Annotated in this window: 13 protein-coding genes; 7 read left to right on the top strand and 6 right to left on the bottom strand. The window is 71.7% G+C overall.

Annotated elements, in window-relative coordinates; all coding sequences use genetic code 11:
• Positions 1–7 precede the first annotated feature (7 nt).
• The 3 genes from BMX97_RS01000 to nth all read right to left on the bottom strand — a co-directional run bounded on the left by BMX97_RS01000 (position 8) and on the right by nth (position 3,269).
• Positions 8–1,780 (bottom strand): RND family efflux transporter, encoded by a 1,773-nt coding sequence (locus BMX97_RS01000; protein WP_091744524.1) that lies wholly within the window; start codon positions 1,778–1,780, stop codon positions 8–10.
• A gap of 89 nt (positions 1,781–1,869) precedes the next feature.
• Positions 1,870–2,301, bottom strand: a complete 432-nt coding sequence (locus BMX97_RS00995) for a hypothetical protein (RefSeq protein ID WP_091744521.1) — start codon at positions 2,299–2,301, stop codon at positions 1,870–1,872.
• A 152-nt stretch (positions 2,302–2,453) separates the two neighbouring features.
• Positions 2,454–3,269, bottom strand: coding sequence for an endonuclease III (gene nth, locus BMX97_RS00990; protein ID WP_091744519.1), 816 nt, complete (start codon positions 3,267–3,269; stop codon positions 2,454–2,456).
• Between the two features lie 11 nt (positions 3,270–3,280).
• Between nth and BMX97_RS00985 the strand changes: the two genes are divergently transcribed.
• Complete coding sequence (locus BMX97_RS00985) at positions 3,281–3,826, top strand: DUF2244 domain-containing protein (protein ID WP_244538240.1); 546 nt, start codon at positions 3,281–3,283, stop codon at positions 3,824–3,826.
• Between the two features lie 448 nt (positions 3,827–4,274).
• Here the strand turns inward: BMX97_RS00985 and BMX97_RS00980 are convergent, their stop codons facing one another.
• The 3 genes from BMX97_RS00980 to BMX97_RS00970 all read right to left on the bottom strand — a co-directional run bounded on the left by BMX97_RS00980 (position 4,275) and on the right by BMX97_RS00970 (position 8,133).
• Complete coding sequence (locus BMX97_RS00980) at positions 4,275–6,500, bottom strand: SF1B family DNA helicase RecD2 (protein WP_091744515.1); 2,226 nt, start codon at positions 6,498–6,500, stop codon at positions 4,275–4,277.
• 50 nt (positions 6,501–6,550) lie between these two features.
• On the bottom strand, positions 6,551–7,384 hold the full coding sequence (locus BMX97_RS00975; protein ID WP_091744513.1) for an FkbM family methyltransferase: 834 nt from the start codon (positions 7,382–7,384) through the stop codon (positions 6,551–6,553).
• A gap of 107 nt (positions 7,385–7,491) precedes the next feature.
• Positions 7,492–8,133 (bottom strand): DedA family protein, encoded by a 642-nt coding sequence (locus tag BMX97_RS00970; RefSeq protein ID WP_091744511.1) that lies wholly within the window; start codon positions 8,131–8,133, stop codon positions 7,492–7,494.
• Positions 8,134–8,492: 359 nt separating this feature from the next.
• Between BMX97_RS00970 and BMX97_RS00965 the strand changes: the two genes are divergently transcribed.
• The 6 genes from BMX97_RS00965 (at position 8,493) to BMX97_RS00940 (ending at position 21,541) form a co-directional block, all read left to right on the top strand.
• Entirely contained in the window at positions 8,493–9,875 is a 1,383-nt protein-coding gene (locus BMX97_RS00965; RefSeq protein ID WP_091744509.1) for an MdtA/MuxA family multidrug efflux RND transporter periplasmic adaptor subunit, read from the top strand.
• 283 nt (positions 9,876–10,158) lie between these two features.
• Positions 10,159–13,278 (top strand): MdtB/MuxB family multidrug efflux RND transporter permease subunit, encoded by a 3,120-nt coding sequence (locus tag BMX97_RS00960; protein WP_091744507.1) that lies wholly within the window; start codon positions 10,159–10,161, stop codon positions 13,276–13,278.
• A gap of 211 nt (positions 13,279–13,489) precedes the next feature.
• Positions 13,490–16,774, top strand: a complete 3,285-nt coding sequence (locus BMX97_RS00955) for an efflux RND transporter permease subunit (protein WP_091744505.1) — start codon at positions 13,490–13,492, stop codon at positions 16,772–16,774.
• A gap of 218 nt (positions 16,775–16,992) precedes the next feature.
• Entirely contained in the window at positions 16,993–18,474 is a 1,482-nt protein-coding gene (locus BMX97_RS00950) for an efflux transporter outer membrane subunit (RefSeq protein ID WP_091744503.1), read from the top strand.
• A gap of 230 nt (positions 18,475–18,704) precedes the next feature.
• Complete coding sequence (locus BMX97_RS00945; RefSeq protein WP_091744501.1) at positions 18,705–20,324, top strand: ABC transporter ATP-binding protein; 1,620 nt, start codon at positions 18,705–18,707, stop codon at positions 20,322–20,324.
• Positions 20,321–21,541 (top strand): phosphopentomutase, encoded by a 1,221-nt coding sequence (locus tag BMX97_RS00940; RefSeq protein ID WP_091744499.1) that lies wholly within the window; start codon positions 20,321–20,323, stop codon positions 21,539–21,541. The genes BMX97_RS00945 and BMX97_RS00940 overlap by 4 nt, the downstream gene beginning before the upstream one ends.
• The last annotated feature ends 14 nt before the right edge of the window (positions 21,542–21,555 follow it).

Genomic DNA, 21,555 nt, shown 5'->3' with positions numbered 1-21,555 from the left:
GTTCCCCTTACCGGACCTGGTCCAGGAGCTCGGCGCCCTGGACCACCACGCGGGTGCCGGGCACGATTCCGGCCTCGACCAGGACCCGGGTGCCGTCGAGGGGCGCGACGCGCACCGGCTTCGCCTCGTAGCGCTCGGCCCCACTGTGGGCGTAGACCACGTCCTGGCCGTTGGCGGTGCGCACCACGCTCGCCCGCGGCAGGGCGAGGCCGTGCCGCTCGGCGTCGGTGGCGGCCAGCACGGTGACGAACTGGCCGACCCGCAGGCCCTGCGAGCCGCCTTGGATCGCGAATTGCACGGGGATCGCCTGGTTGCGGTCGGCGAGCCCCGCGCCCTGGTAGGCGAGCGGCAGGGTCCGCCCGTCGGCCATCCGCGCGGTGGCATCCGCCGCGGGCGTCAAGGCATCGAAGCTGAGCGCCTCGACCCAGAGCCTCTGCGGATCGACGATCTGGAACACCATCTGGCCGGGCGCGGCCATCTGTCCGGCGACCGCCGCGGCCTCGGCGATCACGCCGGCCACGGGAGCGACCAGCACCTCGGGCTCCTGGCGGATGCGGTCGAGGGCGGTGCGGCGGTCCTTGAGGCCCTTCAGTTCGTCCTGCGCCTCGTCGAGCTGGACCTGCGCGACCGCGCCGCTCGGGCTGAGCTTGAGGTAGCGGTCGACCCGGCGCTGCACGATGGCGATCTGCTGGTCGAGCTCGCCCTGGCGCTGGCGCATGTCCGACAAATCGACCCGCTGCACCGGCGGGGTGACCAGCGCCAGCACCTCGCCCGCGCGGACCCTGGTGCCGAGCCGCGGGAAGGTGCCCGATGGCGGCGGCGCCAGACGCCCGCCGACCGAGGACTGCACCACGCCGCTGGCATTCGGGTCCGGGATGATCCGGCCGGGGAGGGCGATGGTGCGGCGGAACGCGCCCTCGGCCGCGACCTGGGTGCGCAGGGAGAGCAGGCGCTGGGTGGGTTTCGGCACGAACACCGCGCCGTCGGCGAGGCGCTGGGCGAGGTCGGTGGGCGGCGGGACGAGCGCCGTCCGGGTCTCGGGATGGTCCCCGTCATGCGCGAAGGCGGTGGCGCCGAGCACCAGGGTGGCGGCCAGCACCAGCACGGCGAGGACCGGCGCCCGGCGCCCGGCCCGCATCAGCGCCATGGCGGCGAGCCCGAGCACGAAGCCGCCGGCCGCGAAGAGGCCGGCGCCCGGATCGCGGGCGGCGAGTTTTTCGGTCAGGCGCTCCCCGAGCACCTGGACCCAGCCCTCGTCGTCGTGCCCGGCATGCGCCGGGTGCCCGGCTTGTGCAGGGTGCCCGGCCTGCGCCGACGCGGCGGCATTGCCGCCCTCGGCCGGGGCCAGGGCCACCGCCAGCGACAGCACGTCGACATCGGCGCCGGCCGTCACCGTGACGACGAGGTCGAGATGGGCCCGGCCCGGGTCGCGCGTCGCCAGCCAGGGCGCGGGAAGGCGGTAGCTGCCGTCCGCGGCGGCCTCGGCCGTGGCGGGGCCGGCCGGCGTCTCGACCTCCAGGGTGGCGTCGGTGATCGGCTCGCCCGTCGCGAAGCGGTCGAGCCAGAGCACCAGGGCGTCGCCCCGGGGGATCGCCACCAGCTCGAAGGCGGCGGACGCCGCCTCGCCGCGCGGCGCGATGGTCTTCGAGACCGGCGCCTGCGGGGCGCCGTGGTCGTGGCCCTCGTGGGCATGGGCGACGGTGGGGAGGAACGGCAGCGCCAGCAGGGCGAGCGCCGCGGCCAGCGCGCGCGGCGCGGCCGGCAACCGGAACGGAACCATGGGGGGATGAACCTTCGCGAACGGACGGCGAGAGGCGCCCGCGGGAGCATCCACCCGTCGGGGCGGCGTGCCGGCGCGGGACGCGGGCGTCAGGCGAAGGATCGAGGGGGACGTGCGGGGGAATCCGGCACGATGCCCGGCGGCACCGCCTCCGCGGCGGCCGTGAGCCGGCGGGCCGGGGTGGGGGCCGGGAAGGCCGCCAGGGCGTCGGGCAGCAGGCCCGGCACGCAGCAGGACGCGCCCATCAGGCAGCACAGCCCGTTGCAGGGCCGGGCGACCGGCGTCGCGTCCGGGTCGGCGGCGGTCAGGCGCGGCCCCTGCGCGGCGACGCGCGCCTCGGCGAGCGTCAGCGCCGTCGGGGCAGGCGCGTCCACGGTCCTGTCGTGGTGGGCGTGACCCTGATGCGCATGGCCCTGATGGGCCTGCGCCGCCGACGCCCCGACCACGGACGCGCTGACGCACGCGGCGATCATCACGATCACCGCGGCCAGCAGCCGCGCGAGGGGACGGGACAGGGTCATGCCGCCAGGATACCAGATTCCCGGGCGCTGGAAAGCCGAAGCCTGAAGCATTTTCCGACGACCTGGATGCCGGCTCGTCGCAGAAAATGCTTCGAGATCAATGATCTAGAGAGCCTCGCGATTGCAACGCGATCGTGAAGTGCTCTGGTCTGTCAGCCCGGCCCGGGCGTCTTGTCCGGATAACGGCACAGGTCGGCGATCGGGCAGCGCCAGCATTCGGGCTTTCGGGCCTTGCAGACGTAGCGCCCGTGCAGGATCAGCCAGTGGTGGGCGTTGAGGCGGTAGGGCTCGGGCACGATCGCCTCCAGCCCGGCCTGCACCTTGTCGGTGGTGGAGCCGGGCGCGAGCGGCACCCGGTTCGAGACCCGGAAGATGTGGGTGTCGACCGCGATGGTCGGTTCGCCGAAGGCGACGTTGAGCACCACGCTGGCGGTCTTCTTGCCGACGCCGGGCAGCACCTCCAGGTGCGCGCGCTCCCGCGGCACCGCGCCGCCATGCTCCTCGATCAGGATGCGCGAGAGCGCGATGACGTTCTTGGCCTTGGTGTTGAACAGGCCGATCGTGCGGATGTGGTGGCGCACCGTCTCCTCGCCGAGCGCCAGCATCGCCGCCGGGTTGTCGGCGCGGGCGAAGAGCGGCGCGGTGGCGATGTTCACGCTCTTGTCGGTCGCCTGGGCCGAGAGCACCACCGCGACGAGCAGCGTGTAGGGGTTGAGGTATTCGAGGTCGGAGCGCGGCTCGGGGTTGGCGGCGCTCAAGCGGGCGAAGATCTCCCTGAGCGTCGCCGCGTCGACCGGCTCCGGCGTGGACGCGCGGGCGGTGAGCGGTTTGACGAGCGCCGCCTTCGTGGAGGCTCCCTGCGCGGGGGCTCCTTTGGCGGGAGCTGCTTTGGCGCCTGCCGACGCGGCGCGCCTCGCCCCGGCGGGTGCGGTGATTTGGTCGGGGGCGGCCTGCTTTCGGCGAGTCATGGGTGCCTTATATGGGGCACATGGCGAGCGGCAAGGCACCCGACGACGCAAGGACGCGGCACCCCTACGGGCGCGACCCGGACGCGATCGAGCGCCCGGTCTATTCCGCCACCATCCGGCCGCATTGCTCCTTGTCGCGCCTCGGCTTCCGGGTCGTGATGATTTTTTGCGGCGGCGTCGCCTTGGTGACGGGGATCGCGTTCCTGCAGATGGGGATGTGGCCGGTCACCGGCTTCTTCGGCCTCGACATCGCGGCGCTCTGGCTGGCACTCACCCTCAACGCCCGCCGCGGCCGCTCCTTCGAGGAGGTGGTGATCAGCCAGATCGAGGTGCTGGTCGCCCGGGTCAGCCATCGCGGCGAGCGGGCCGAGTGGCGCTTCAACCCGCTCTGGACCCGGCTGCACAAGGTCGAGGACGACGAGTACGGCCTCATGTCGCTCGCCTTCGTCTCGCGCGGCCAGCGGGTGCTCGTCGCCCGCGACGCCTCCCCGACCGAGCGCCAGGTGGTGGCCGACGGGCTGACGCGGGCGCTCGCCGAGGTGAAGAAGGGATATTGAGAGTTTGAGAGCCCGTTTGACTTGCGATGACACAATCGCGAGGGGATTTTCTATCCTGCTCTCCACCTCATCCTGAGGTGCGGGCGATCGAAGATCGCTGAGCCTCGAAGGAGAGATCCAGTGATCTCGGAGGCTTCTGGAGCCCTCCTTCGAGGTCAGTCGATCACAGATCGACTGACACCTCAGGATGAGGTTGCTGGTGGGATAAATTATGTCGATCAGAAAAACAGGCCCTGAGTTGGCCGACCGGCTTGAAACCCTCGATGTCATCCTGGGGCCGCACAGCGGAACCCGGGATCCATGACCGCTGATGGTGCAGGATGAAACGGAACGCTGACCGCCTCATTCGACCGCGTCGGCGGTTATGGATCCCGGGTTCTCGTCTTCGACGAGCCCCGGGATGACATGGAGGGTGTCAATCTCGTCGGATCTCATCGCAGACAGGCCCTTACTTTCTCTTCTTCGCCGGCTTGCGCAGCCACTCCGCCAGCTTGGTGAACCGCGGCTTCACCCCGCCCCGCACCGCGACCGCCACGGCCTTCGGTTGCGCCACCAGCACCACCAGCCGCTTGCCCCGGGTCACGCCCGTATAGAGCAGGTTGCGGGCGAGCATCGTGTAGTGCTGCATCGCCACCGGGATCACCACGGCGGGGTATTCCGAGCCCTGCGATTTGTGGATCGTGACGGCGTAGGCGGGGCTCAGGGCGTCGAGCTCGCCGAACGGCCAGGCCACCTCGCGCAGAACCACGGCGCGCGACGCCGCATCGCGCTCCTCGAAGCCCGCGACCAGGATTTCCTCCTCGAGATCGACCCGCAGCACCACCCCGAGATCGCCGTTTAAGACCTCGCGGTCGTAGTCGTTCTGGCCCACCATCACCCGGTCGCCGGGGGCGAAGACCCAGCCGAAGCGCTCGACCGAGACCGGGGGGTCGGGGTTCAGCACCCGCTGGAGCGCCTGGTTGAGGTGGCGGCTCCCGAGCGCCCCGCGGGTCATCGGGCAGAGCACCTGCACGTCCTTGACCGGATCGAGGCCGAAGCGGCGCGGGATGCGGCGGGTGACGATCTCGACGAGCGTCTCGGCCCCGGCCTCGGGATCGTCGATCTTGACGACGAAGAAGTCGCCGTCGGGTGTATCGGCGCCCTCCGGCATCTGCCCGGCATTGATCCGGTGGGCGCCCGTGACGATTCGGCTCTCGGCGGCCTGGCGGAAGACCTCGGTCAGGCGCGCCACCGCGACCCGGCCCGAATCGATCACGTCGGCGAGCACCCGGCCCGGCCCGACCGAGGGCAGCTGGTCGACGTCGCCGACGAGCCAGAGCGCGGCGTGGCGCGGCAGGGCCCGGGTCAGCGCGTTCATCAGCGGCACGTCGATCATCGACGCCTCGTCCAGCACCAGGAGGTCGCAGGCGAGGGGGGAATGCTCGTTCCTCTGGAAGCCGCCGTGATGCGGATCGATCTCGAGCAGGCGGTGGATGGTCTTCGCCTCGCGCCCGGTCTGCTCGGTCATGCGCTTGGCCGCCCGGCCGGTGGGGGCGGCGAGCAGCACCCCGGCCCCCGCCGCGTCGAGCATGCGCAGGAGCGCGTCGAGCGTGCTGGTCTTGCCGACGCCGGGGCCGCCGGTCATCACCGCGACCTTGGCGGCGAGCAGCGTCGCGGCCGCCGCCCGTTGCGAGGGCGAGAGCGGCCGGCCGGTCTCGGCCTCCACCGTCGCGAGGGCGGCCCCCGCATCGATCTCGTCCCAGGGCAGGGGCGCGTCGTCGAGGGCGATCAGCCGCTCGGCGATCGCGGATTCGGCCGCGTGCAGGCCGCGCAGGAACAGGTGCGGCACGCCGGCAATCGTGTCCATCACCACCGACTCGCCGCCGATCTCCTCGACGAGGGCGGTGCGCAACAGGCTCGCGTCGACCGCCAGCAATTCTGCGGCGCGGGCGACGAGGTCGGGCACCGGCAGGGCGCAGTGGCCGTCGTCCATCGCCGCCTGGAGCGCGTAGGCGAGGCCGGCGCGCAGGCGCTCGGGCGCCGTCGGCAGGAGGCCGAGCCTGCCCGCGATGGCGTCGGCGGTGCGAAAGCCGATGCCGCGCACGTCGCGGGCGAGCCGGTACGGGTCCTCGGTCATGACCGCGACCGACTCGCTGCCGTAGGTCCTGTAGATCCTGACCGCCCGGGCGGTGCCGACGCCGTGGGCGTGGAGAAACACCATGATCTCCCGCACCGCCTTGTGCTCGGCAAAGGCGGCCGTGATCCGCGCGGCGCGCGTCGGGCCGATGCCGGCGACCTCGGTCAGGCGCTGGGGTGCCTCCTCGATCACCGCGAAGGTCTCGGCCCCGAAGGCCGCGACGATGCGCTTGGCCATCTCCGGGCCGATGCCGCGCATCTGGCCCGAGGCGAGGTAGCGGCCGATGCCTTCGACGCCGGTGGGCGGGGCCGCCGCGAGCGTGTCGGCGCGGAACTGCAGGCCGTGCTCGCGGTCGCTGACCCAGGCGCCGGTCGCGGTCACCCACTCGCCCGCCGCCACCGCGGGCGCGTGCCCGATCACCGCCACGAGGTCGCGCCGCCCCCGCGCCTTGACCTTCAGGACGCAGAACCCGCTCTCGGCGTTGTGGAAGGTGACGCGCTCGATCGACCCGGCGAGGGCGTCGGGGGAGCGGGAGGGCGGGGGAGCGGGACGGGCCATCGGCCCCCTTGAGATCGGGAAGGGGCGAGGGGGCCGCAAGGGCCGGCGCGCTACCCCTCCCGCTCGAAGATCAGGTTCAGGCGGGTCTGGGCGATGCGGCGGTAGCCGTGCTGCGTGAGGAGCGCCGACAGGTCGGTCTGCCACAGATCGGTGCCGTCCTCGATGACGAGGAGGCGCGGCAGCAGGGACGGGGGCGCCTGGCGCAGGAACGGCTCGAGGATCAGGTCCTCGGCGCCCTCGACGTCGAGCTTGACCGCGTCGATGCGGGTCAGGCCCTCGCCGCGCACGAGGTCGAGGAGCGGCACCGCCGGCACCCGAATCGACGCGCCCTCGTTGGTGCCGACCACCTTCAGGCTCGACTCGCCGCGGTTGCGGGGATCGACGAACAGGGTCATGTCGCCGGCCTTGTCGGCCACCGCGCAGGCCACCGCCTTGATCGAGCCGAACGGGTTCTGGGCGATGTTGAAGGCGAGCTTGTCGAAGATGTCGGGCTGGGGCTCCACCGCCAGGATCCGCGCCCCGGGCCCGGCGAGCGCCGCCACGAACAGCGCGTAGGCGCCGACATTCGCCCCGATGTCGAGGAAGACGCAGTCCGGCCCGATCCGGCCGGCCAGGAGCCGGCGCTCAAGCGGATCGAAGAACTGCGGGGTGAAGAGCACCTTCTTCTCGCAGTTGTTGTTGTAGGGGTGCAGGCGCATCCGCGCGCCGTAGCGCTCGACGTCGAGGGGCCGGCCGCGCAGGAGCCGGATGGCGGTGCGGCGCATGAGCAGGGCGAGGCGCCGGGCGCCCCAGTTGTCGTCGGGCAGGCGCTCGGTGCGCGAGAGGATCCAGCGCACGAGCCCGGCGGGCGCGTAGGTGCCGAAGGGGTGGGTTGCCTGTGTCATCGTGCCGGGTTCGGGCCGCGGGCGGCCGCCCCGCGCGGGCGCGGGGCTGGTGGAAACGGGATGGCGCCCCTCATGCCACCCGGTCGGTCGGGCGGCAACGTGCGGGGTCAGACGAGGGGGCCGGGGATCGCCCGCTCGGCCTCGAGGGTCAGCCGCTCCTCGTGGCGGCGCACGAACAGCCACAGGGCGATGCCGCCGAACACCACGAAGGCGAGGAGCCCGAGCCCGACCGGACCGGCGATGTGCTCGATCGAGCGGCCGCCCCAGTAGGCGCCGAAGCCCATCAGCGAGGCCCAGGCGATGCCGCCGGCGGCGTTGAACAGGAAGAAGCGGCGGGCGTCGAACTGGTTCACTCCGGCGAGCAGGGCCGCGTAGGCGCGCAGCATCGCGGTGAAACGGCCGAAGAACACGATCTTGCCGCCGTGACGCCGGAAGAGGTACTGGCCGAGCTTGAGCCGGCGGTGGTCGAGGGCGATCTTGGACCCGTGCCGGAGCAGCAGCGGCATACCCCAGCGCCGGCCGACCCAATAGCCGAGATTGTCGCCGATGATCGCCGCGAGGGACGCCGCCAGCACCACGAGGCCGATGTTCAGCCGGCCGGTGGACCCGGCGTAGACGGCCGCCGAGATCAGGGCGGTCTCGCCCGGCATCGGCACGCCGGCGCTCTCCAGGGTGATGACGAAAAAGATCGCCCAGTACCCGTATTGCGAGATCAGGTCGGCGATCGGCAGGTCGTGCAGGAAGTGCATGCTGGTAACCGTAGGCAGGCCGGGGCGGCGCCGTGCCGCGCCCCGCGAGCGGGGGTTTAGCGAGGGGATCGTGGCCCTTCGAGGGCGGTCGCGCCGGGGCAGCGCTCGGCTGGCGTTCAGCAATCGTGACGCAACATCGTCGTCGTACTGGCGACGCATTGCCGTGCGGACTAGGCGGGGAGCGGGCGCGGGACCGTCGGCGGGCGGCGCCCGCGGAGGCGACGTGCCGCAGGCGCCATCCGGACTGCCCGTACGACATGAAGGGCGCGAGCCGGGGGGCCGCGCTCTCCGACAGTGTTTCGAAGGTCCGTCTTGGTTTCGAAGGTCCATCTTGGCGTGAGTCCGGGTTATCCAGGTCGATGAACGAATTGTCTCCCATCCGGACCGACGACGCGGTCGCATCGCCCCCCCGCCGGCGCGGCCGCGGGCTGGCTTGGCTCCTGGTGCTCCTGGCGCTCTCCGGCGGCGGCTACTGGGCCTGGCGCACCTATTTTCCCGACGGCTTCCGGAAGGCCGAGACGCAGCAGGCCGGCACCGGCCGGCGCGGCGGGCGCCGCGGCGCGGGCGGGGAGGGGCCGCAGGCGGTCGGCATCGCCACCGTCCAGAAGGGCGACATGCCGGTGGTGCTCTCGGGGCTCGGCACCGTGACGCCGCTCGCCACCGTGACGATCCGCTCGCAGGTGAGCGGCTACCTGACCCAGATCGGCTTTCGCGAGGGCCAGACCGTCAAGGCCGGCGACTTCCTGGCCCAGATCGACGTGCGGCCCTACGAGGCGCTTCTCGCCCAGTACCAGGGCCAGCTCCTGCGCGACCAGGCCTTGTTGCAGAATGCCCGCCTGGATCTGACCCGCTACCAGACCCTGAACCGGCAGGATTCGATCTCGAGGCAGAACGTCGACACGCAGGCCGCCACGGTCAAGCAGTACGAGGGCGTGGTCGCCTCCGACCAGGCCCAGATCGACCAGCAGAAGCTCAACATCCAGTACGGCCGCATCACCGCGCCGGTCGAGGGCCGGGTGGGCCTGCGCCAGATCGACCAGGGCAACTACGTCACCGCCGCCTCGACCGGCATCGTCGTGGTGACCCAGCTCCACCCGATCTCGGTGCTGTTCACCCTGCCCGAGACCGTGCTGTCGCGGGTGATGGACCGGCTGCGCGCCGGCGCCACCCTGCCGGTGCGGGTCTTCGACCGCTCGGACACGACGGAGATCGCGAAGGGCAACCTCGACACGGTGGACAACCAGATCGACGTCACCACCGGCACGGTGAAGCTGCGGGCGCTGTTTCCCAACAAGGACGACCGGCTGTTTCCCAACCAGTTCGTCAACGCCCGGCTCGACGTCGACACCGTGCGCGACGCCGCGCTCGTGCCGGCCGCCGCCGTGCTGCGGGGCACGCCCGGGACCTACGTCTATCTCCTCACGGCTGAGGACAAGGCCGCGGTGCGCCCGATCGAGATCGGCGAGAGCGACGGCGTGCGGACCGTGGTGACCAAGGGGCTCGCGGTCGGCGACCGGGTGGTGGTGGATGGGACGGACCGGCTGAAGGACGGGGCGCAGGTGAGGGTGACCGGCGGGCGGCCCGAGAAGGCGGCCGGGTCGGAGGCGGAGGCCGCGAAACCGGCCACGCCGGCGGAGGGGGAGGGCGCAACGCAACCGCGTCCGGAGAGCCAGCGGCAGGAAGGACAGCGTCCCGAGGGCGAGCGTCCCCATCGCCGCCGGCAGCAGAGCCAGAACCCGTGATGACGTGGCACGCCGCTATGAACCCTCCCCCGACGGAACTCGGGCTTGCCCGAGTTCCGCATCCCTGTGCCCAAGTCGGGCAAGCCCGACTTGGGATGGGGGAGGGTGCCCCACGAAGTGGGGCGGGAGAGGGGAACCACGCTTCCGGATCTAACGGAACCGTTCTGACGGGCTCCCTCTGGTCTGGCGTCGCGCTGCCCCTCTCCCGGCCTGCTCCGCAGGCCACCCTCCTCCGCAGAGGGGGGAGGGTTCGTAGCGGCGCGCCCTTTGAGGGGATGTTCAAATGAACCCCTCCCGCCTGTTCATCCTGCGCCCGGTCGCGACCACGCTGCTGATGCTGGCGATCCTGCTCGTCGGCATGATCTCCTACTTCAACCTGCCGCTCTCGGCGCTGCCGTCGGTCGATTACCCGACGATCCAGGTCCAGACCTTCTATCCGGGAGCGAGCCCCGAGGTGATGACCTCGGCGGTGACGGCGCCGCTGGAGCGGCAGTTCGGCCAGCTCGCCAACCTGAACCAGATGACGTCGCAGTCGTCCGCCGGCGCCTCCGTCATCACGCTCCAGTTCAACCTCGATCTCGGCATCGACATCGCCACCCAGGAGGTCCAGGCCGCCATCAATGCCGCCGGCAACCTCCTGCCGGGCGACCTGCCGGCCCCTCCCGTCTACGCCAAGGTCAACCCGGCCGACGCGCCGATCCTGACGCTCGCGCTCACCTCCAGGACCCTGGCGCTGACGCAGGTGCGCGACCTCGCCGAGACGCGGCTCGCCCAGAAGATCAGCCAGGTCTCGGGCGTCGGCCTCGTCTCGATGGCGGGCGGGCAGCGGCCGGCCGTGCGGGTGCGGTTCAACGCCTCGGCGCTGGCCGCCTACGGCCTCAACATCGACGACCTGCGCACCACCATCAACAACCTCAACGTCAACACCCCGAAGGGCTCGATCGACGGGCCGACCCAGTCCTTCACCATCAATGCCAACGACCAGATCCGCGACCCGAACGCCTACCGCGACGCGGTGATCGCCTACCGCAACGGCGCGCCGGTGCGGCTCTCGGCGGTGGCCGAGGTGGTGGAGGGGGCCGAGAACACCCAGCTCGGCGCCTGGATGGACACCACCCCGGCGGTGATCCTCAACATCCAGCGCCAACCCGGCGCCAACGTCATCGCGGTGGTCGACCGGATCAAGGCGCTGCTGCCCCAGCTCCAGGCGACCCTGCCGGCCGCGATCCAGGTGACCCCCCTCACCGACCGCACGGTGACGATCCGCGCCTCGGTCGAGGACGTGCAGTTCGAGCTGCTCCTCGCCATCGCCCTCGTGGTGCTGGTGATCTTCCTGTTTCTGCGCTCGCTGCCCGCGACCCTGATCCCGAGCCTGTCGGTGCCGCTCTCGCTCGTCGGCGCGCTCTCGGTGATGGACCTGTGGGGCTTCTCCCTCGACAACCTGTCCCTGATGGCGCTCACCATCGCGACCGGCTTCGTCGTCGACGACGCGATCGTCGTCATCGAGAACATCGCCCGCCACGTCGAGGAGGGCGACAGCCCGATGGAGGCGGCCCTCAAGGGCTCGCGCGAGATCGGCTTCACCATCATCTCGCTCACCGTCTCGCTGCTGGCCGTCCTGATCCCGCTGCTGTTCATGGGCGAAGTGGTGGGGCGCCTGTTCCACGAATTCGCCATCACGCTCGCCGCCACCATCGTGATCTCCGGCGTCGTCTCGCTGACGCTGGTGCCGATGCTGTGCGCGCGGCTCCTGCGCCACGAGGCCCCGCAGGCCCGCGCCGCCGGGCGCCTGTCCAACGCCGGGCGCCGGCTGATGGAGGGCGGCATCGCCTTCTACGGCCGGACCTTACGGGGCGTCCTCGCCCACCAGTGGCTGACGCTGCTGGTCGCGGTCGGCACCCTGGTGCTCACGGTCTATCTCTACGTCGTGATCCCCAAGGGCTTCTTCCCGGTCCAGGATACCGGGCTGATCCAGGGCATCACCCAGGCCGACCAGACCGTCTCCTACGGCGCCATGGCCGAGCGCCAGAAGCGGCTGGCGGAAGAAATCCTGAAGGATCCGGACGTGGTCAGCCTGTCGTCGTTCATCGGCGTCGACGGCCAGAACGTGACGCTCAATTCCGGCCGCTTCCTCATCAACCTGCGCCCCCGCGAGGAGCGGGTGGAGAATGCCGGCGCGATCATCCGGCGGATCAATGCCCGGGTCGCCGACGTGCCGGGCATCGCCCTGTTCATGCAGCCGGTCCAGGACCTCACCATCGACACGGCGGTGAGCGCGACCCAATACCAGTTCATCCTGGAGAACCCGGACCCGGCCGCCTTCGACACCTGGGTCCCGCGCCTGGTCGAGCGCCTCAAGGCCATCCCCGACCTCGCCGACGTGGCGAGCGACCGGCAGGCGAGCGGGTTGGCGGCCTACATCACCATCGACCGGGCGACGGCGGGGCGCTACGGCATCACCCCGGCCTCCGTCGACAACGCCCTCTACGACGCCTTCGGCCAGCGCATCATCTCGACGATCTTCACCCAGTCGAACCAGTACCGGGTGATCCTGGAGGCCGATCCGGCGCTGCACCGGACGCTCGACTCGTTGCAGCGGATCTACCTGCCGTCCTCCACGGCCTCGAACGGCCAGGTGCCGCTCACCGCCATCGCCCAGGTGAGCGAGCGCCGCGCGCCGCTCCTCATCAGCCATCTCGGCCAGTTCCCGGCGACCACGATCTCGTTCAACCTCGCGCCGGGCGCCTCGCTCGGGCCGGCGGTCGCGGCGATCAAGGCGGCGGAAGCCGAGCTCCGCATGCCCGACAGCTTCCGGCTGATCTTCCAGGGCTCGGCGCTGGCCTTCCAGGCCTCGCTCGACAACACCCTCTTCCTGGTTCTCGCCGCCATCGTGACCGTCTACATCGTGCTCGGCGTGCTCTACGAGAGCTTCGTCCACCCGATCACGATCCTGTCGACCCTTCCGTCCGCCGGCATCGGGGCGCTGGCCGGCCTGATGCTGTTCGGGCACGACCTCGACATCATCGGCATCATCGGCATCGTGCTGCTGATCGGCATCGTGAAGAAGAACGCCATCATGATGATCGACTTCGCGCTCCAGGCCGAGCGCGAGGAGGGCATGACCCCGCGGGACGCGATCTACGAGGCCTGCATCCTGCGCTTCCGCCCGATCCTGATGACGACCTTCGCGGCGCTCTTCGCCGCGATCCCGCTGATCCTGGGCACCGGCACCGGCTCGGAGCTGCGCCAGCCGCTCGGCCTGTCGATCGCCGGCGGGCTGATCGTGAGCCAGATCCTGACGCTCTACACCACGCCGGTGATCTACCTCGCCTTCGACCGGCTCGGCCGGCGCCTCTCGGGACGGCGAAGCAGCGGGCTTGCGCCCGGGGAGGCGGTGCCGTGAGGGTCGCGCTTCTGAACCCTCCCCCCTCTGCGGGGGAGGGTGCCCGGCGGAGCCGGGCGGGAGAGGGGCAGCGCGACGCTGCTTCAGGTGGCGCCCTTCATAACGGTTCCGCCATCTCCGGACGCGTGGTTCCCCTCTCCCGGCTCACTCCGTTCGCCACCCTCCCCCGCAGAGGGGGGAGGGTTGAGGGCGGCGCGCGTGGGAGAACCGGGTGAACCTCTCCGCCCCCTTCATCCTGCGCCCGGTCGCCACCACGCTCCTCACCCTCGGCGTGCTGCTGGCCGGCCTGTTCGCCTTCGTGCGGCTGCCGGTGGCGCCGCTGCCGCAGATCGACTTCCCGACCATCCTGGTCCAGGCCTCGATGCCCGGCGCCAGCCCCGACACCATGGCGACCACCGTGGCCGCGCCGCTCGAACGGCGGCTCGGCCAGATCGCCGACGTCGACCAGATGACCTCGACGAGTTCCGTCGGGCAGACCCGGATCGTGCTGCAATTCGGGCTCGACCGGGACATCAACGGCGCCGCCCGCGACGTGCAGGCGGCGATCAACGCCGCGCGGGCCGACCTGCCCACCGCGCTGCGCACCAACCCGACCTACCGCAAGTTCAACCCGGCCGATGCGCCGATCCTGATCCTCGGCCTGACCTCGAAGACGCTGAGCCCCGGCGCGCTCTACGATTCGGCCGCGACGGTGCTGGCCCAGAAGCTGTCGCAGCTCGAGGGCATCGGCAACGTCGACATCGGCGGCTCGTCGCTGCCGGCGGTGCGGGTCGAGCTCGATCCCAACGCCCTGTTCCACTACGGCATCGGGCTCGAGGGCATCCGCGCCGCCCTCGCCAGCGCCAACGCCAATTCGCCGAAGGGCGCGATCGAGGCCGGCGAGCGGCGCTACCAGCTCTACGCCAACGACCAGGGCCGCAAGGCCTCCGACTACCAGGACATCGTCGTGGCCTACCGCAACGGCGCGGGCGTGCGGCTGCGCGACGTCGGCCAGGTGGTCGACGGCGTCGAGGACCGGCGCAACCTCGGCCTCGTCAACGGCCAGCGCGGCGTGCTGCTGATCGTCTACAAGCAGCCCGGCGGCAACGTCGTCGAGACGATCGACCGGTTGAAGGCGGCCCTGCCGCAGCTCAAGGCGGCGCTGCCGGGCGACACCGAGCTGATCGTCACCGGCGACCGCTCGCTGACCATCCGGGCCTCGCTCGCGGAGGCCGAGCGCACGCTGCTGATCTCGGTCGGCCTCGTCATCCTGGTGGTGTTCGGCTTCCTGCGCTCGGCGCGGGCCACGCTGATCCCGGCGGTCGCGGTGCCGATCTCGCTCGTCGGGACCTTCGCGGCCATGTGGCTGTGCGACTACAGCCTCGACAACATCTCGCTGATGGCGCTCATCATCGCGGCCGGCTTCGTCGTCGACGACGCGATCGTGGTCCTGGAGAACATCCAGCGCCACATCGAGGACGGGCGCTCGCGGATCGAGGCGGCCCTGCTCGGCGCCCGCGAGGTCGGGTTCACCGTCCTGTCGATGAGCCTGTCGCTGATCGCGGTCTTCCTGCCGATCCTGCTCGCCGGGGGCATCATCGGGCGGTTCTTCCAGGAATTCGCCGTCGTCCTGTCGCTGGCGATCCTGATCTCGCTGGTCGTCTCGCTCACCACCACGCCGATGATGTGCGCGCGCTTCCTCAAAGCCGAGGTGCACGGCGCCCGGCCGGGCCCGGTGGCGCGGGTGCTGGAGGGCGCGTTCAACGGGCTCCTGTCGGGCTACCGCGTCACCCTCGACTGGGCGCTCCGCCACGGCGTCGTCGTGATGCTGGTGCTGCTCGGGGCGGTCGTGCTCAACGTCTACCTCTACGTGATCGTGCCGAAGGGGTTCTTTCCCCAGCAGGATACCGGCCAGATGATCGGCGGCATCCAGGCCGACCAGCGCATCTCGTTCCAGGCGATGAGCGCCAAGCTCCGGCGCGCCACCGCGATCGTCCAGGCCGATCCGGCGGTGGAGAGCGTGGTCGGCTTCACCGGCGGGCGCGGCACCAACTCGGCCAACGTGTTCGTCGGCCTGAAGCCCCTCGGCCAGCGCGACCCGATCAGCGACGTGATGACCCGCCTGCGGCCGAAGCTCGCCGCGATTCCAGGCGCCCGGCTCTACCTGTTTCCGCGCCAGGATTTCTCCGTCGGCGGGCGCCAGAGCTTCTCGCAGTACCAGTACACGCTGCAAGGCGACACCAGCGAGGAGCTCTATACCTGGACCCCGAAGCTGCTGGAGGCGCTGCAGAAGGACCCGACCTTCACCGACGTGACCTCGGACCAGCAGCAGGGCGGCCTGGAGACGCGCCTCGTCATCGACCGGCCGACCGCCTTCCGGTACGGCCTGACCCCGGACCAGATCGACAACACCCTCTACGACGCCTTCGGCCAGCGCCAGGTCTCGACGATCTACAACCCGCTGAACCAGTACCACGTCGTGATGGAGATCGCGCCGCGCTACCTCGACAACCCCGAGACGCTGAAGCTGATCTACGTCTCGACCTCGGGCGCGCGGGCCCGCGGCTCGGCCACCACCAACGCGGTCGCCGGCACGGTGGCGAGCGCCGCGACCGCGCCCACCGATGCGGGCAGCGCGGCCGCCGCGGTCGCGACCGACTCGGCCCGCAACGCCGCCACCAACTCCATCGCGGCGGCCGGCCGCTCCAGCGCCTCGTCGAGCGCCGCGGTCAGCAGTTCCAAGGAGACGATGGTGCCGCTCTCGGCGTTTGCCGGCTTCGAGACCGGTTCCACCCCGGTCCAGGTCAGCCACCAGGGCCTGTTCGTCGCCACCACGCTGTCGTTCAACCTGGCGCCGGGCAAGAGCCTGAGCGACGCCACCGCGGCGATCGACGCCCACATGCGCGACCTGCGCCTGCCCGCCACCATCCACGGCGAATTCGCGGGCGCGGCGAAGAGCTTTCAGTCCTCGTCCTCGCGCCAGCCGCTGCTGATCCTGGCGGCCCTGCTCGCGGTCTACGCCGTGCTCGGCATCCTGTACGAGAGCTGGGTGCATCCGCTCACCATCCTCTCCACCCTGCCGTCGGCCGGCATCGGGGCGATCCTGGCCCTGATGCTGGCCGGCGAGGAGTTCGGCGTCATCGCGCTCATCGCCGTGATCCTGCTCATCGGCATCGTGAAGAAGAACGCGATCATGATGATCGACTTCGCGCTCGACGCCGAGCGCACGCGCTCGCTGAGCCCGCGGGAGTCGATCCGCGAGGCCTGCCTCTTGCGCTTCCGCCCGATCATGATGACAACCCTGGCCGCATTGCTCGGCGCGCTGCCGCTGATCTTCGACGGCGGCGAGGGCTCCGAGCTGCGCCGTCCCCTCGGCATCGCCATCGTGGGCGGCCTGATCGTGAGCCAGATCCTGACCCTCTACACCACCCCCGTCGTCTACCTGTACCTCGACCGGTTCCGGCTCTGGGTCCGCCGCCGCCGGGGCTCCGCCACGCGGGCGCTGCCGGCCGAATGACCTTCTCCACCGATTTCATTGCCCAGACCGATGCCGCAGCGCCGAACCCTCCCCCCTCCGCGGGGGAGGGTGCCCGGCGGAGCCGGGCGGGAGAGGGGAACCCCGCTTCCGGAGAGGTCGCGACCTTCACGACGCGCGCGACCACTTCGGAAGCGGCGTCCCCTCTCCCGGCCCCTGCCGACGCAGGGGTCACCCTCCCCCGCAGAGGGGGGAGGGTCATGGGCGGCGCCTCGCATCTCGCGGCGGCGATCGTCCTCCCCCTGGCGCTGGCCGGCTGCCTCGTCGGCCCCGATTATTCGCGCCCCACCGTCGAGACCCCGCCCGCCTTCAAGGAGGGCGGCGCGCGGCCGATGCCGCCGCGCAACTGGCGGCCGATCCGGCCCCGGGACGAGGTCGATCGCGGCGACTGGTGGCGGGTGTTCCGCGATCCCACCCTCGACCGGCTGATCCGCCTGGTCGACGTCGACAACCAGACCCTGCGCGGCCAGGTCGCCGCCTACCGGCAGGCCCGCGCCCTGGTGCAGGAGGCCCGCGCCCAGCTGTTTCCGACGGCGCTCGGCGCCCCCTCGATCGGCCGCACCAGCACCGGCGGGGTCGAGCGCACGGTCCTGACGCTGCAGGGCTCGGCGACCTGGGAGCTCGACCTGTTCGGCCGCATCCGCCGCACGATCGAGAGCGACGTCGCCGCCGCCCAGGCGAGCGCCGCCGACATCGCCTCGGTGCGCCTGGCGCTCCAGACCCAGCTCGCCACCGCCTATTACCAGCTGCGCTACCAGGAGGCGCTGCAGCGGCTGCTGGAGCGCACCGCCCAGGCCTACCAGCGCTCGCTCGACATCGCGCAGAACCAGTACGCGGCCGGCGTCGCCGCCCGCTCCGACGTCATCACGGCCCAGACCCAGCTCCAGACCACCCAGGCCAACGCCATCGCGGTCGGGCTGCAGCGGGCGAACCTGGAGCACGCCATCGCGACGCTGATCGGCCGGCCGCCCTCCGAGGTGTCGCTCGCCCGCGGCACCCTGCCGTCGAGCCCGCCGGCCGTGCCGGTCAAGCTGCCCTCCGACCTCCTGGAGCGCCGGCCCGACGTGGCGCTGGCCGAGCGGACCGTCCAGGCGCAGAGCGCCCAGATCGGGGTGGCGGTCGCGGCGTTCTATCCCACCGTCACCCTGTCGGCGAGCGGCGGCATCACGGGCGATCCGGCGCGCAACTTCTTTGCCGCCGCGAACTCGTTCTGGTCGGTGGCGGCCTCCGGCAGCCAGGTGCTGTTCGACGGCGGCGCCCGCACGGCCGCCCTCCAGGCCGTCGAGGCGGCCTACGACGCGGCGGTCGCCAATTACCGCCAGACCGTGCTCACCGCCTTCCAGCAGGTCGAGAACGGGCTCGCCGGCCAGCGCATCCTCGCCCGCCAGCAGGGCGCGCAGGACCTCGCGGTGCAATCCTCGCGCCGGGCGGTGGAGATCGCGCTCAACGAGTACCGGGCCGGCACCCAGAACTACACCACCGTCGTCACCGCCCAGGCGCTGGAACTCAACAACGAGGTCACGGCGCTCCAGGTCCGGCTCAACCGCTTCACCACCGCGGTGTCGCTGATCGGCGCGATCGGCGGCGGCTGGGACACCAGGAGCCTGCCGAGCGGCGAGGAGCTGAAAGCTTTCCAGCCCCTGCCGATCGACAGCGGCCAGGCGCCGCGGGTGGATGAGTGAGAAAGCGGCTCTCTCCGCTCATGATCTCGCCCTCCACTCTCGACCTCATCCTGAGGTGTTGGTCGATCGAAGATGAGCTGACACCTCAGGATGAGGTAGCGGATGGGATGGAAGGGAGCGAGACTGGCTCGCACGCCCGCCTCGCTCTGGACCCCACCGCCCCGGTTCCCGCCCGCCCGCGAATGCCCTAAACCGGTCCACCGGCGCGCCGCCGCCCTATCTCCGAGCCGATGACCGACCCGCTCCTCTCCGTCCAGGACCTCTCCGTCGCCTTCCGCCAGGGCGGGCGCGAGACCCGCGCCGTCGATCGCGTCTCCTTCGCCATCGCCCCGGGGGAGACCGTGGCCCTCGTCGGCGAGTCGGGCTCCGGCAAGTCGGTGACGGCGCTGTCGATCCTGCGCCTCGTCGACGGCGCGGTGCCGGAGGGGCGCATCCGGTTCAAGGGCCGCGACCTGCTGACCCTCCGCGAGCCCGAGATGCGGGAGATCCGCGGCGCCGACATCACCATGGTGTTCCAGGAGCCGATGACCTCGCTCAACCCGCTGCACCGCATCGCCGAGCAGGTCGGCGAGGTGCTGCGGCTGCACAAGGGGATGGGCGGCGAGGCGGCCCGGGCCCGCACGCTCGAGCTCCTGACCCTCGTCGGCATCCGCGACGCCGAGCGCCGGCTCGGCGCCTATCCGCACGAATTGTCCGGCGGGCAGCGCCAGCGGGTGATGATCGCCATGGCGCTCGCCTGCGAGCCCGACCTGCTGGTGGCCGACGAGCCGACGACCGCGCTCGACGTCACCGTCCAGGCCCAGATCCTGTCGCTGCTGGCCGAGCTGAAATCGCGGCTCGGTATGGCGATGCTGTTCATCACCCACGACCTCGGCATCGTGCGCCGCGTCGCCGACCGGGTCTGCGTGATGCTGCAGGGCCGCATCGTCGAGACCGGCCCGGTCGCCGAGGTTTTTGCCAATCCCCAGCACGACTACACCCGGCGCCTGCTCGCCGCCGAGCCGCGCGGCCGCGGCAACCCGGTGCCGGACGGCGCGCCGATCCTGGTCGAGGCCGGGCCGATCCGGGTGCATTTCCCGATCAAGACGGGCCTGCTCCGGCGCACCACCGGCCACGTCAAGGCGGTGGACGGGGTGAGCGTGAGCGTGCGCGAGGGCGAGACCGTCGGGGTTGTGGGCGAATCGGGCTCCGGCAAGACCACGCTGGGCCTCGCCATCCTGCGCCTCATCGCCTCGCAGGGACCCGTGGTCTATCTCGGCCGGCGCATCGACGGGCTGTCGTCGGGCGCGATGCGGCCCCTGCGGCGCGAGATGCAGGTGGTGTTCCAGGACCCCTACGGCTCGCTCTCGCCCCGGATGTCGGTGGCCGAGATCGTCGCCGAGGGGCTCGAGGTCCAGGGCAAGGGCCGCACCGACGCCGAGCGCCGGGAGATCGTCGCCCGCGCGCTCGCCGATGTCGGGCTCGATCCCGCCGCGATGGACCGCTACCCGCACGAATTCTCCGGCGGCCAGCGCCAGCGCATCGCCATCGCCCGCGCCATGGCGCTCGATCCGCGCTTCGTCGTCCTCGACGAGCCGACCTCGGCGCTCGACATGTCGGTCCAGGCCCAGATCGTCGAATTGCTGCGCGAGCTCCAGGCCCGGCGCGGCCTCGGCTACCTGTTCATCAGCCACGACCTCAGGGTGGTCCGCGCGCTCGCCAACCGCGTGATGGTGATGCAGGGCGGCCAGGTGGTGGAGGAGGGCGCGGCGGACGAGATCTTTTCCGCACCCCGCACCGCCTACACCCGGGCCCTGTTCGCCGCCGCCTTCGACCTCGCGGCGGCCCCCGCCGGGGCGGTGAGCGAATGACCCGCGCCCTTCTCATCGTGCTCGATTCCGTCGGCATCGGCGGCGCGCCGGACGCCGCCGCCTTCGGCGACGCGGGCGCCGACACGCTCGGCCATATCGCCGAGGCCTGCGCGGCGGGCCGGGGCGACCGGGCGTCCTTGCGCGCCGGCCCCCTGCGCCTGCCTCACTTCGCCGGCCTCGGCCTCGGTCTCGCGGCGCAAGGCGCGAGCGGCCGGATGCCGCCGGGCCTCGCGCCGGCCGGCCCCATCGCGGGCGCCCACGGCCACGCGGTCGAGAGTGCCGAGGGCAAGGACACGGTGTCGGGCCACTGGGAGATCGCCGGGGTGCCGGTGGATTTTTCCTGGGGCCACTTCCCGGCGACGCGGCCGTCCTTCCCGCCGGACCTCGTCCAGGCGCTGATCGCGGAGGCGGGGCTCCCGGGCATCCTCGGGGATTGCCACGCCTCCGGCACGGCGATCATCGACGAGCTGGGGGCCGAGCACGTCCGGACGGGCAAGCCGATCTGCTACACCTCGGTCGACAGCGTTTTTCAGATCGCCGCCCACGAGGAGGCGTTCGGGCTCGACCGGCTCCATGCCCTGTGCACCATCGCCCGGCGCCTGTGCGACCCCTACCGGATCGGCCGGGTCATCGCCCGGCCCTTCGTCGGCGACGAAGCCTCGGGCTTCACCCGCACCGCCAACCGGCGCGACTACGCCGTGCCGCCGCCCGCCGACACGCTGCTCGACCGCCTCGAAGCCGCCGGCCGGACGGTGGTGAGCGTCGGCAAGATCGGCGACATCTTCGCCCACCGGGCGACCGGCCGCGAGGTCAAGCCCGGCGGCAACGACGCCTGCCTGACCGCCGCCCTCGACGCGCTCGCCGGCCTGCCCGACGGCGGGTTCGTCTTCGCCAACCTCGTCGAGTTCGACACCGAGTACGGCCATCGCCGCGACGTGCCGGGCTACGCCGCCGCGCTCGAGCGGTTCGATGCCAGGATCCCGGAGATCCAGGCGGCCTTGAGGCCCGGCGACCTCTGCCTCGTCACCGCCGACCACGGCAACGACCCGACCTGGACCGGCACCGACCACACCCGCGAGCAGGTGCCGGTGCTGCTGTTCGGGCCCGACGTGACGCCCGGCCCCCTCGGCCGGATGGGCTTCGCGGCGATCGGGCAGCGGATTGCCCGCCATCTCGGGTTGGCGGAAGGATTGGCGGGAGCGGGGCCGGTCGCGTAAGCCTTCGGGGAGAC

This window comes from Methylobacterium sp. ap11 (genome assembly GCF_900110515.1).
GTDB lineage: Bacteria > Pseudomonadota > Alphaproteobacteria > Rhizobiales > Beijerinckiaceae > Methylobacterium > Methylobacterium ajmalii.
Note: the sequence above shows the minus strand (reverse complement) of the source record. Positions and strands in the feature narration are given on the sequence as shown.